The following is a 12496-nucleotide window of genomic DNA, read 5'->3' as shown; positions in this document are numbered from 1 at the left end:
GAGCTTACCGCTCCTTTTAGTTTTAAAGCCATTAATTTACAAATGAATCTAACAAGGCATCCACATATTTGATAACATCAACGCTGGCTTGTTCCATTTGTTCAATATATTTTGTGACGATCTCTTCATCACCTTCAAGATTAGCTTTTAATGCTAAACGCCCACATTCATGCACTAATTTATGTGGTGCTTCTAAACGACGAAAAGCGTCTTTTCCTGCAAACTTTCTACCCTCACCTTGATAATACCATTTACCTAAACGACATTCGGTATGCTGATTAACACAAAGCTCATCATCATTATTTAATAAATGAATATAAATAGCTTCTTTCCATAAAACATGATCTAGCTTGACGGTATTAAAAAATTGTTGCATCGACATAAAGGTAAAAAGATGTTTAAGCTCACTGGCTTGTGCTGATAATGACGCTAAATTCTGATGCCCTTCTACAACCAATTTTTTAACTTGTTGTACCTGCTCTTGGTTTTTTTCTGTCGTTTCTTTAACGGGAATAAAACGCGTCCCCAAATTATTATTAATCGTTGCGATAGAAGAGGCTTGTTGTTGAATCTCTAATGATAATTTTTTCATCTCTTGAGCTAATACAGAGAATCCCGCACCTTCACGCCCAATATGCCCCGCTTCAATTGCGGAATTAATCGATAAAAGATTCGCCTGACTTGAAAGCCTATCGATATTGCTAGCACTATCTTTAATTTTTCTTAACCAACCTGAAAATTTGTCTATCTCTTCTCTGCTATGCGTAAAATGTGCATCAACCTCATTTAAAAATTGAGCCAATGACTGAGAGTTATCTAACATCTCATTAAAGAGATGCTCCATTTCATCAAGCAAATTGAGTTTATCTTGCAACTTATTACTGGATACTAAAATAGAATCTCGAATGAGGGTAATAGTGTGGATATTGCAATCCGTGTGTTTGATAAAAAGTGAATTATAGTCAACCATGATATGACAGCCTTCGTTTGCCCACTGAATAAAGAAGCCTATAGGTTAATGGGAAACTAAGTATTTTCTGTCATATTTGATAGTCATTTATTGCAATGAAAAAGCGCGTCAAAGAACGCGCTAATAATTTAAAAAAAAGATAAAAAATCAAAGAAAAGCGAAGAAAATCATACCAATAACAGCACCTGTTGTACCAAGAATAGTTTCCATTAATGACCATGTTTTTAAGGTTTGTGCTTCTGTTGCACCCGTAAACTTACCAAATAACCAGAAACCTGAGTCATTAACGTGGCTAAGAATAATAGAGCCCCCCGCGATACATACTGATAGTGCGGCCATTTGAGCTCCACTGTAGCCCAACTCATTAACCACTGGTAAAACTAAACCAACGGCAGTTAAACAAGCAACTGTTGCTGAACCTTGAATAACACGTACTGCACCAGCAAGAATAAAACATGCCACTGCAATTGGCATACCTGCACCAATTAAAGCATTTCCTAATGCTGGACCAACTCCCGAATCGACTAACACTTGTTTAAAGACACCACCCGCCCCCGTGACTAATAAAATAATCCCCGCAGGCTGAATGGCAGCCGAACAAATTTCCATCACTTTTTCTTTGCTCATACCACGACGAATGGCAAGACCATAAATAGCCACTAAACAAGCCACAAGAATAGCGATAAATGGATGACCAACAAATTCAAGAATATTGTATAGTTCAGAGCCTTTCTCGACAAAACGCGCACCAATGGTTTTGCAACCCACTAATACTAAAGGCAATAGCACAAGCGCAAGGCTAAAACCAAAAGAAGGCATTTTATTTTGGCCTAAACTGGGCTCAGTTAAATCTTTTGGTAATTCTAACGTAACGTAGCGACTAATAAAGTTACCAAAGATAGGGCCCGCTAATAACATTCCAGGAATAGCCGCACACAGACCAATTAAGATCATCCAACCAAAATCCGCATTCATTTGGTCAGCTAACAGCATGGGTGTCGGCCCTGGTAATAAGAAGGCGGCAGCACCTGCAACACCCGCAAACAGAGGGATAGCCATTTTTACCACATTGCCACCAGTACGGCGAGCAACTGCGAATACAACACCAATTAATAGAACAACCGCAACATCAAAGAACAGAGGTAATGCACAAATTAAGCCTGCAATACCTAATGCATAGTTAGCTCGTTTCTCACCAAAGTATTTTAATAATCGGACTGCAATTTGATCTAACGCCCCAGTTTCGTGTAGTACTTTACCGAACATCGCTCCCAATGCGACCACGATAGAAAGGAAGCCTAATGTTCCCCCCATTCCGTTTTGCATGGTTTGTGTGATTTTTTCAAGTGGCATTCCTGAGAAAATACCCGCACCAATCGCAACAATCATCAACGCAATAAATGCGTGCAAACGCGCATACATAACGAAAAAGAGTAATAATAGAACCGAGCCAACCGCAGTTAGCACAAGCGTTAATGTACTCATACTGTTTCCCCTTCAAGAGCCCCATGCGTCACTGAATTTATTTTATTAATTACACTTTCAATAACATCATCAAGTGGCATTGAAATATCGATTTCATACACATCGTTTTCAGCTTTGGTTGGTTCTTCTAAAGTTTCAAATTGAGTGATTAGCATTTGAGGTTTAAAGAAGTGACCTTTACGTGCTTTTAAGCGACTTTCAATCAGTTCATAATCGCCTTTTAAATATAAAAAGTGCAGACATTGATTGCCACTTCGTAACATATCGCGATACTGTTTTTTCAATGCAGAACAAACGATTAGCGAAACATCATTAGTTCTTTGCATTGCGAATGCGGCATCATTTAACGCTTGTAGCCAAGGTTTACGATCTTCATCATTTAAAGCGTGACCTGATGCCATTTTCGTAATATTTGAGCGAGGATGGAGAAAATCACCGTCCAAAAATGCGGCGCCTGTACGTTGTGCCACACCATTTGCGACCGCAGATTTACCGCTACCTGATACCCCCATTAAGATAAAAACATGGTGTAGGGATTGGGTATCGTTCATAGAATGCTCCTTTAAGACAGATATTAAGTCTTTTTTGTAATGTTACCCGTAACTGTTACGGGTAACATATCCGAAGTAACAAGGTAAATACAACAATGAAGATCAACAAAGAAGTGAAAATGTGAAGCGACTCTCAAATGAAAGTAAGATAATCTACAAACTGACAACAAAATATCTGACCTAACTACGCCCTTTCTCACTTTTAATTCACTGTCAAAGTAAGAGTGATAACCTTAAAAGGTAGAAGATATACAATAAAAAAACCCTACTGTTATTGACATAACAATAGGGTTCGAAAAAATTAAACTTTAATATTATCAATTAGTTAGCTTGTTATATGCTTTCACCTTTAATTATACGAAAACCAACATCAATAACTTGCCCTCGAGCAATTTTACCTTTCATGCGTTTAAGCAATAAATCTGCAGCTTGTTGCCCCATTTCATCACGGGGGGTCAAGATACTCGCCAATCGAGGCGTCATCACCTGCCCTACGTCATGCCCATGGAAGCCTGAAATAGCAATATCATTGGGTACTGAAATACCTAAACGTTGGCACTCAAAAATAGCACCAATAGCAATATCATCATTAGTACAATAAAGTCCGTCTAAGTCAGGGTATTGTTTGCGTGCAGCATGTAATAACTCTGCCCCTAGCGAATATGACGAACTTTTCGGTGTCATTACACTGCCCGTAGGTAAACCCGCATTTTGCATGGCTTTCTCATAACCGTTTAAACGCATTAGGGTTCGTTCATCCTGTCTTGCACCAAGATAAATAACACGTTTACAGCCACGCTTGATCATTTCACTGACCATCTGTTGTGAAGCCTCAACGTTATCTAATCCCACCGCCGAATCAAAACAAGGCGAAACACTATCCATGATTTCCACGACCGGAATACCGGCTGTTTCTAGCATTTTTATTGTTTTTGGCGTATGCGTTCTTTCTGCAAGAATAAGCCCATCAATATTATAAGAGAGCAATGAAAGCAGACGTTCTTCTTCTTTTTCCGCACGATATCCATAGTGCGCTAACATGGTTTGATAACCGAATTTATCTGTTACCGATTCAATACCACGAATAACTTCGGCAAAAACTTGGTTAGTTAAAGAAGGTAGCAATACCCCAATCGCATGACTGGTAGAATTAGATAAAATATCAGGAGCGCGATTAGGAATATAATTAAGACTATCTAATTCGCGCGCAATTTTTTCTCGTAAAGCTTCAGAGACTTGTTCTGGGTTACGCAAAAAACGACTAACCGTCATTTTGGTGACACCAACACGTGAAGCTACATCCTGTAATGAGGGGCGTTTTTTCTTCATTTTATACCGCAACTATCCAAAAACATTCGTATTAATACGCGCTTTATTTTTCCAAGAACGCTGATTATAGCCCTAGGTTACACACTATTTCGAATAAAGTTTTTCAGATGTGTGCTTAGATTTGATTTTGACTGACTATCCCTTGACTTAAGCCAAAGGAAATATAGTATTCTTCGCTGTATAATAAATGAAATAACGATACCAATATAAAACAATAAACAGTGTGAACTTATGGCAATCCATAGACGACAATTTCTAACTTACCTCACCACCATTGCGACATTATCTGCACTTCCACATTCGGTAAGAGCCGCAATAACCTCACGTATTGCAGCACAGTTTGGTCATATTCCAGCATCAACTGCGATCCATCGCGTGATCAGCGCAGGTCCTCCTACTGACCAATTGTTGCTCGCACTAGCTCCTGAAAAATTATTGGGTTTTTCCTCTCTTAATTTAGAAAAAAGCTCTTTATTTTCAGATGAACTACGCAAATTACCTCGTTTAGGGCGCTTATCAGGGCGAGGAAGTACCCTCTCTTTAGAAGCCTTACTAACGTTAGAACCCGATATCATTATTGATAGTGGAAATGTAGATGAAACCTATCGCTCATTAGCAAAACGCGTTTCTGATCAAACAGGTGTGCCTTATGTGTTAATTGATGGCACATTAAAAGATAGTCCAGCCCAATTGCGTCAAACTGGCGCTTTATTAGGCGTTGCTGAAAGCGCAGAAACATTAGCACTCATTGCAGAGCAATATCTTAGTGATGCAGCCTTATTTGCTTGTGAACAACACACCCACCCACGTTTTTATCTCGCTCGGGGTGCTAAAGGGTTACAAACAGGTGCAAAACACTCTATTCATACTGAGGCCATTGAAGCATTAGGCTTTGAAAATGTGGTTGATATTCCTGATTTTACCGGGTTAACAGATGTTTCACCAGAACAACTGTTGATATGGGATCCTGACTTGATCATCACACAAGATGAAAATGCCTATCAGCAAATTATGCAAGGCTCTGTATGGAAAAGCATTCAAGCTGTTAAAAATAACAATGTGTTACTGTTTAAAGGCTTACCATTTGGCTGGTTAGATGGTCCCCCGGGTATTAACCGTTTAATGGGGATGCGTCGATTACAAAGCCATTTTGACACACGAATAAAAGAGCAAGCCGTTCACGATCTACAAAATTACTTTGCTCATTTTTACCATACACAATTAAGTGCAGAACAAGGTCAGCAATTGCTGGGGTATTTATGAATCAATCTGCACGTATTACGCTTCTCATTACGTTATTTTGCGTTGTCGCGTTAATTGCGATCACAAGTGGTAAGTATTCACTTACTACTAATGAGCTGTGGACTCTAGTCAATAATAAATTAACGGGGAATATAGAATATAACCGCACTGAAACCGTCTTCTGGCAAATAAGATTTCCTAGAGTGCTAGCGGCAATTTTAATAGGTGGAGGATTAGCGATTGCTGGTGCTGCTTATCAAGGCATGTTCCGTAATCCATTAGTCTCTCCTGATATTCTTGGGGTTTCATCCGGGGCTGGGGTGGGTGCGGTATTAGGTATTTTTCTTGGGCAATCCATGTTGTCGATTCAACTTTTCGCCTTTGCGGGAGGTTTAGCAACGGTTGCTTTAGTCTACTTTATTGCGAGACTTGCTAAACAACATGATCCCGTGCTTTCGCTTGTGTTAGTTGGCATTGCTATCAGTGCACTATGTGGCTCAGCAATTTCATTAATGAAAATTCTCGCCGATCCTTATACTCAACTGCCTTCAATTACCTTTTGGCTCTTAGGTGGGCTTTCAGCTATCACCGCCTCTGATCTAATTTCTGTTGCGCCGCTTATGTTAGTGGGTTTTATCCCTCTAATTTTATTACGCTGGCGTATGAATATCCTCAGTTTATCTGATGAAGAAGCCAGAGCATTAGGTTTAAATGTCGAAGTAACCCGACTTATTTTTATTTTGTCAGCGACATTAATCACTGCAAGTGCTGTCTCTATTGCAGGAATTATTGGCTGGCTAGGCTTAATTGTCCCTCATATTGTCAGATTGTTAGTGGGTGCTAACTTCAATCATCAACTCCCTATTTCCTTACTTGTCGGTGCTATTATGCTGTTAATCACTGACACATTAGCCCGTACTATTGCCAACCTTGAACTTCCGTTAGGTATTTTAACCTCTGCCATTGGTGCACCATTCTTTTTAATGTTGTTACTTAGAACAAGGAAAGGCTCATGATCATTGCACAGACAAACCAACTCGCGATTGGCTACAAAGGCAAAACCTTAATTAAAGATCTCTCCTTTCATATCAAACAAGGGCAAATCATCTGCTTATTAGGTGCCAATGGTTGTGGTAAAACGACACTGATGCGAACTTTATTAGGACTCATACCTTGTATTGATGGTGAGATTAATATTGCGGGTAAAATACTAAGTAAGTGGTCACCAACAGAACTTGCTAAAGTTATGGCGTATGTTCCTCAAGTAACTCACCTTCCTTTTTCTTTCAATGTAATCGATATGGTTGTGATGGGGCGAGGCGTGCATCTCTCTTTTTTCTCTACGCCAAGTTCGCAAGATAAAACCATGGCAATGGAAACCTTAGAAATGCTCTCACTTTCTCATCTTGCCGACCGAACTTTTGATACTCTTAGTGGTGGTGAGAAACAGATGGTATTAATTGCACGCGCATTAGTACAGCAACCCAAATTACTGATTATGGATGAGCCCGCGGCAAGCCTTGACTTTGGTAACCAAATAAAACTACTTACCCAAGTTAAGGCATTAAAAGCATTAGGGATCAGTATTTTTATGTCCACACATCACCCTCAACATGCTGCTTCTTTGGCAGATGATGTCATTTTACTAACACCTCATGTGCCTGTTTTGCAAGATAGACCTGACATTTTGCTGACAGCCAACAATTTAGCGCACCTTTATGGTGTACAACCAACAGATATTCAGGCGCATTTTCACGCCTACTCTGATAATAAAGATGACCATAGGCAAGCATATGAACACAATTGAAACCACGGATTTTGCTGAACTTTATAAAAACCACATGGTACAGGCAGAAAGAACCAAAAAAGAGCCTGAACATTGGGATAAACGTGCCGAAAAGATGGCAGAGAGCTGTGCCAACCCTAACGATCCCTATCTAATAAAATTTCGTGCAATGATGGATTTTAGCGGTGCTGAAACGCTATTAGATGTAGGTTGTGGCCCAGGCTCTATCAGCATTCATGTGGCAGATAAATTTAAGAAAATAATTGGTATTGATTACAGTACTGGTATGTTAACGGTCGCTAGACGTAGAGCTAAACAAGCAGGTATCAACCATGCAGAATTTATCACTTGCTCATGGGAAGATAGCTGGGATGAGCTTCCTCGTTGTGATATCGCAGTGGCTTCACGATCAACATTAGTGATGGATTTACAAGCTGCACTCTTAAAACTAAACCGCCAAGCTAATTTACGTGTTTATACCACTCACACTGTTTCGCCAACCTTTGTTGATCAACGCATTATTCGCTTACTGGGTCGAGAGGTTCCTACGCTTCCAACATACATTTATGCTGTGAATATGCTAAATCAAATGGGCATTCATCCTAAAGTAGACTATATCCGTAGCCGTAATTGCCAAAGCAATTTCAATAACCTTGAACAATTTATTGAGGGTATTAATTTTTCAGTAGGGCCTTTAAGTGAAGATGAAATTACACGCCTAACTAATTACTATCACGAAAGTATTGAAAAAAGCGTTTCACTGATTTCACCAACCCGTGATTGGGCGATGGTCTCTTGGGATGTGGTGCCAGAAAGTGAGTTAACTCTATGATTTATTATCCTGATACCTTTCTTGATAATTTGTTAATGGAAGATATCCAATATGGCGATCTCACCAGCCGAGCGCTAAATATCAGCAATCGATTAGGCACAATGACCTTTACACGCCGTAAAGCTGGTTGTGTCAGTGGGATCATGCTGGGTTGTCGCTTATTAGAAAAATTAGGATTAGTCGTAAAAGCGCATCAACAAGATGGCGATTTTACCGATGCGGGTGATTGCTTGATCACCGCTGAAGGTCGTGCTGATGCACTGCACCAAGGTTGGAAGGTGGTACAAAACGTCCTTGAGTGGAGCTGTGGTGTGAGTGATTATATAGCGAGAATGCTGGAAACTTACCACCGCTATCAGCCTCATGGACAAATTGCATGTACACGTAAAAATATTCCTAATACCAAATTGCTGGCAACACAAGCGGTACTGGCGGGCGGTGGTGTTATTCATCGCCAAGGTTGTTCTGAAACTATCTTACTCTTTGCTAATCATCGTCGTTTTCTATCAGAGCCTGACAATTGGACACAACACGTTAAGCAGTTACGCCAAGCAGCACCTGAAAAATGTATTGTTGTAGAAGCTGATGACATTGAACAAGCTAGAGAAGCGTTAAAAGCACAGCCTGATATCTTACAGCTCGATAAATTCTCTATTAAAGATATCACACAGCTACAACAAGAAGCGCCTCTCATTGCGCCTCATTGCCGTCTTTCAGTGGCTGGTGGCATTAACCTCAATACTATCGAAGAATACGCACAAACCGGCATTACATTAATGATAACGTCGTCGCCTTATTATGCACCACCAACGGATATTAAAGTTCGTCTTTACCCCAAAGATTAAAATAAAAATAATGGCTTAGAGATAAGTCAGTATTTACCTTTTTAATCAACAAGAAACAAAAACAGCACAATAATAATGAGGTCAATAACAAGGAAATGGTTGTCGTGGCATAGAGAAATCTCTTTGCTGATCTTCATTAAGTTAAGCCTGTCGCTTTGTTTTATAACAAGCTCGAGTACTTACCAACGTGTAAGTGCTCTTTTTATTCATTTATTTTTACGAATATCGTTATATAAATAATTATATATAGATTATAAACTGGGATTGGAATGATGAAATTAAAACCTCTATGCTACTGTTTATCTCTTGCTCTATTACCAAATACTGTATTTGCTGACACGACTTATGGACAATCGACACCTGATCTATTAACGGTTTGGAGTAGCCCTATCGCGGCAAATCCTGACGTGTTAACGCAAGAACAAATGCTTGAACAAAATAAAGTGAATGCCGCGCAAGCCATTGCAACATTGCCTGGTGTTGTTATGCAAAAATCAGGCAACCGTAATGAATACACGATTAAAGTACGTGGTTTTGATAGTCGCCAAGTCCCTGTATTTTTTGATGGTATTCCCACTTATGTTCCTTACGATGGTAACTTAGATTTAGCGCGTTTTACCACTAACGATCTGGCAAGCATTGAAGTCAACAAAGGCTATACCTCATTACTGCAAGGCCCTAACTTAATGGGGGGGGCAATTAATATAACGACTGCAACACCGAAAAAACCATTAGAAGGCAGTATTGCTTATTCTCAAGGTTTTGCTCGTGGCGCTGATTATGCACACAATATGAATGCACGCTTAGGTGCTCGTAATGATTTAGGCTTTATTCAAATCAGTGGTAGCCAATTAAAACAACGTTTTACACCAATTCCTGGTGCTGATGAAAATAATGTGGCAGCGGGAACTCATGGACGTCGTGATAATTCAACAACAGATGATAAACGTGGCATGATCAAAGTGGGTTGGACACCACGCGCTTCTGATGAATATACTCTGACTTATGTAAAACAAGACGGCGAAAAAAATAGCCCACCATCAACATTGGGTAAAGGTAAATTTAAATATTGGGCATGGCCAGATTACAATAAAGAAAGCTATTACTATAGCGGGATCACTCAAATTACGGATGGTATGAAATTACAAAGCCGTGCGTATCATGATAAGTTTGAGAATACCCTTTATATGTACCCTAAAAAAGGCGATGCACCTGATTACAGTCACTATGACGACTACAGCACAGGTGCCGCATTACAATTAGGTATCGATACTCGTGAAAATGATCTACTCTCTTTCGCCGCGCACTGGAAAGATGACGTTCACCGCTCTCAAAAAGAGAAACATGGTGATTGGATGCGTTATAAAGACAGAACCTGGTCTTTAGCCACAGAATATCAATGGGTTGTCACTAACGATCTTGATTTAGTAGGTGCAATTAGCTACGACTGGCGCGATAGCCTTGAGACTGACAAAGGCGCTGATGATAACAAACAAACGGCCTTTAATTGGGAAATGATGGCAAAATATTCATTAACCAATAATGATACCGTACGTTTTTCTGTGTCTGATCGTAGCCGTTTCCCTACACAAAAAGAACGTTACACAAGTGAAAAACCCAAAGATGGCTCTAAAGGGATCATCAATCCAGATTTAGATCCTGAACGCGCATTATCTTTCGACTTAACCTATGAAGGACACATTACGGATAAATGGGGTTACCAATCCAGCATTTACTATAACCGTGTTAGTGATGCTATTATGGCACACACCGTTTATCGTGGTGGCAACGCATTCTTCCAAAATCAAAATAGTGGACGTGTTGATTATATTGGGCTTGATTTAGGTACTAAAGGCAATGTGACAGATTGGTTAGAGCTAGGCTTAAATTACAGCTATATTCACAGTGATCCAAAACAAGTGGCACATGTTGAAGGTTTACCAAAACATAAAGCCTACATATGGATGACATTTATTCCTGTTGAGCAAGTTCGTTTTACCATTATGGAAGAAGCCCAAAGCTGGACTTATAACCGTATTGATGAAAATGACAAACTAGCAGGCTATGCAAAGACTGATCTGCGTTTAGATTATGACTTTGGTGGTGGTGTTTCTGCTAATGCTTCTGTTAATAACCTTTTTGATAAATCTTATGAATATACTCAAGGTTATATGGAAGATGGTCGTAATTACTGGTTAGGTGTAGAATATAAATTCTAATCTAGATCATTCTTTTTAAATCTAAGAGCTGATATTTATTAGGTATCAGCTCTTTTTATCCTTAAAATAACCATATTATCCGTAATATATACTCTATATAAAATTAAAAATGAAGAAAACCTTTTGCCATTTCTAATAATGTATTCATAGTACTACTTACAATTTTCACAAAATTATCATAGTTACTATTCGCCGCACTGTATTTTTTGGAAAGTTCATCCAGATTAGTATTAATCCCTTTCTCAAAGGAATCTAATGTTTTTTTCAATAAATCAAACTCTGTTTGTAACATATCGTTTCCCCCTACTGGTATATTATTTAAATAATCCATTAATTTATCCAATCCCGATAAATCTAAACTGACATCAAATAAAAAAGATATATCAGGTCTAACAGTCGCTGAGTTATCATTTTTTTTTGATTTAATACCCTTTATTTGATTAAGTAACTTTTCTAATGCCATAGCCGAATTATCCACCTCATGATTATTGGGATAATATATTTTCTCATTATTAATCACTCTATAATATCGCCCATCATTTTCTTTATAGAAATACATCCATAAACTAAAAAATTTAGACGAATCAATTTTCATTTTTAATATTGCTAATTTATTAACTAAATCATCAAGATTGACATTGATATATCCATCTTTACTTCCAGCCTTAGTTGACTTACCTAATTCAGATAATATCTCTCTTAACTCTCTAACATACTCCATATATTTAGAGAAAATATCTTTTAAAACATCAAGATAATCATTTTTACCTGCAATAATAGATTGCTTAACATTATCAAACAGATCATTTAATGAATCAGTGGGATTTTGAACAGAAAGATTATTTTGTATTGTTTGAAAAGTACTTCTAGTATTAATTAATGCCCTATCTTTATTAATATTGTTTATATTATATTGTTCAGATAGAAAATATACTTTTTCCGTCTCTGTTACTCCTTTTAACTTTCGATAACTATCTGGATTTTCGAGATAAATATTATTATATTCATTTTTTATATCAGATAATAAAAATTCCATATCATTTAAAGAATTATTATTATTTAAATGAATCATATTATCTTCGTTATGATTTTTATTCTTTATATTGTGTAACTGATGAGACATAGGGAAAATAGCTGTAGCCATAACATTAACCTCTTATATTATTTCAATAGAAAAAATATCTTATATGCCAGCTAAAAATTATTTTTTAACTTCTTATATAAGAATGATGTTAAT

Annotated in this window: 11 protein-coding genes; 6 read left to right on the top strand and 5 right to left on the bottom strand. The window is 38.2% G+C overall.

All coding sequences use genetic code 11. From position 1 onward, the window contains the following. Window positions 1-31: 31 nt before the first annotated feature. The 4 genes from GWI97_RS11190 to gntR form a co-directional block, all read right to left on the bottom strand. Entirely contained in the window at window positions 32-970 is a 939-nt protein-coding gene (locus GWI97_RS11190; protein ID WP_036934430.1) for a methyl-accepting chemotaxis protein, read from the bottom strand. A gap of 147 nt (window positions 971-1117) precedes the next feature. Beyond that, the gene (gntU, locus tag GWI97_RS11185) at window positions 1118-2455 is read right to left on the bottom strand and encodes a gluconate transporter (protein ID WP_087803351.1); all 1338 of its coding nucleotides are present in this window, start codon (window positions 2453-2455) and stop codon (window positions 1118-1120) included. Continuing rightward, window positions 2452-3006: a gluconokinase gene (gene gntK / locus GWI97_RS11180; RefSeq protein WP_036934433.1), complete on the bottom strand. Its 555-nt coding sequence runs from the start codon at window positions 3004-3006 to the stop codon at window positions 2452-2454. The genes gntU and gntK overlap by 4 nt, the downstream gene beginning before the upstream one ends. Before the next feature lie 333 nt (window positions 3007-3339). After that, window positions 3340-4335 carry a gluconate operon transcriptional repressor GntR gene (gene gntR / locus GWI97_RS11175; RefSeq protein WP_161751985.1) on the bottom strand — a complete coding sequence of 332 codons (996 nt, stop codon included), beginning with the start codon at window positions 4333-4335 and terminating at the stop codon, window positions 3340-3342. A 231-nt stretch (window positions 4336-4566) separates the two neighbouring features. On the opposite strand from gntR, the gene GWI97_RS11170 reads away from it, so the two are divergent. The 6 genes from GWI97_RS11170 to GWI97_RS11145 all read left to right on the top strand — a co-directional run bounded on the left by GWI97_RS11170 (window position 4567) and on the right by GWI97_RS11145 (window position 11259). Beyond that, entirely contained in the window at window positions 4567-5598 is a 1032-nt protein-coding gene (locus GWI97_RS11170) for an ABC transporter substrate-binding protein (RefSeq protein WP_036934435.1), read from the top strand. Next, the gene (locus GWI97_RS11165) at window positions 5595-6593 is read left to right on the top strand and encodes a FecCD family ABC transporter permease (protein WP_161751984.1); all 999 of its coding nucleotides are present in this window, start codon (window positions 5595-5597) and stop codon (window positions 6591-6593) included. Before GWI97_RS11170 ends, GWI97_RS11165 begins: the two co-directional genes overlap by 4 nt. Next, window positions 6590-7384, top strand: coding sequence for an ABC transporter ATP-binding protein (locus GWI97_RS11160; protein WP_161751983.1), 795 nt, complete (start codon window positions 6590-6592; stop codon window positions 7382-7384). The genes GWI97_RS11165 and GWI97_RS11160 overlap by 4 nt, the downstream gene beginning before the upstream one ends. Beyond that, entirely contained in the window at window positions 7371-8195 is an 825-nt protein-coding gene (locus GWI97_RS11155; protein WP_036934438.1) for a class I SAM-dependent methyltransferase, read from the top strand. The genes GWI97_RS11160 and GWI97_RS11155 overlap by 14 nt, the downstream gene beginning before the upstream one ends. After that, window positions 8192-9040 (top strand): ModD protein, encoded by an 849-nt coding sequence (gene modD, locus GWI97_RS11150; RefSeq protein ID WP_115370664.1) that lies wholly within the window; start codon window positions 8192-8194, stop codon window positions 9038-9040. The genes GWI97_RS11155 and modD overlap by 4 nt, the downstream gene beginning before the upstream one ends. A 272-nt stretch (window positions 9041-9312) precedes the next feature. Beyond that, window positions 9313-11259, top strand: a complete 1947-nt coding sequence (locus tag GWI97_RS11145; RefSeq protein ID WP_036934441.1) for a TonB-dependent receptor plug domain-containing protein — start codon at window positions 9313-9315, stop codon at window positions 11257-11259. A 103-nt stretch (window positions 11260-11362) separates the two neighbouring features. On the opposite strand, the gene GWI97_RS11140 is transcribed toward GWI97_RS11145, so the two are convergent. Beyond that, complete coding sequence (locus GWI97_RS11140; RefSeq protein WP_036934442.1) at window positions 11363-12403, bottom strand: IpaD/SipD/SspD family type III secretion system needle tip protein; 1041 nt, start codon at window positions 12401-12403, stop codon at window positions 11363-11365. Window positions 12404-12496 lie beyond the last annotated feature (93 nt).

It is taken from the genome of Proteus sp. G2300, from assembly GCF_009915965.1.
Classification (GTDB): domain Bacteria; phylum Pseudomonadota; class Gammaproteobacteria; order Enterobacterales; family Enterobacteriaceae; genus Proteus; species Proteus vulgaris.
The sequence above is the reverse complement of the archived record's forward strand: the minus strand, read 5'-3'. Positions and strand labels throughout refer to the sequence as shown.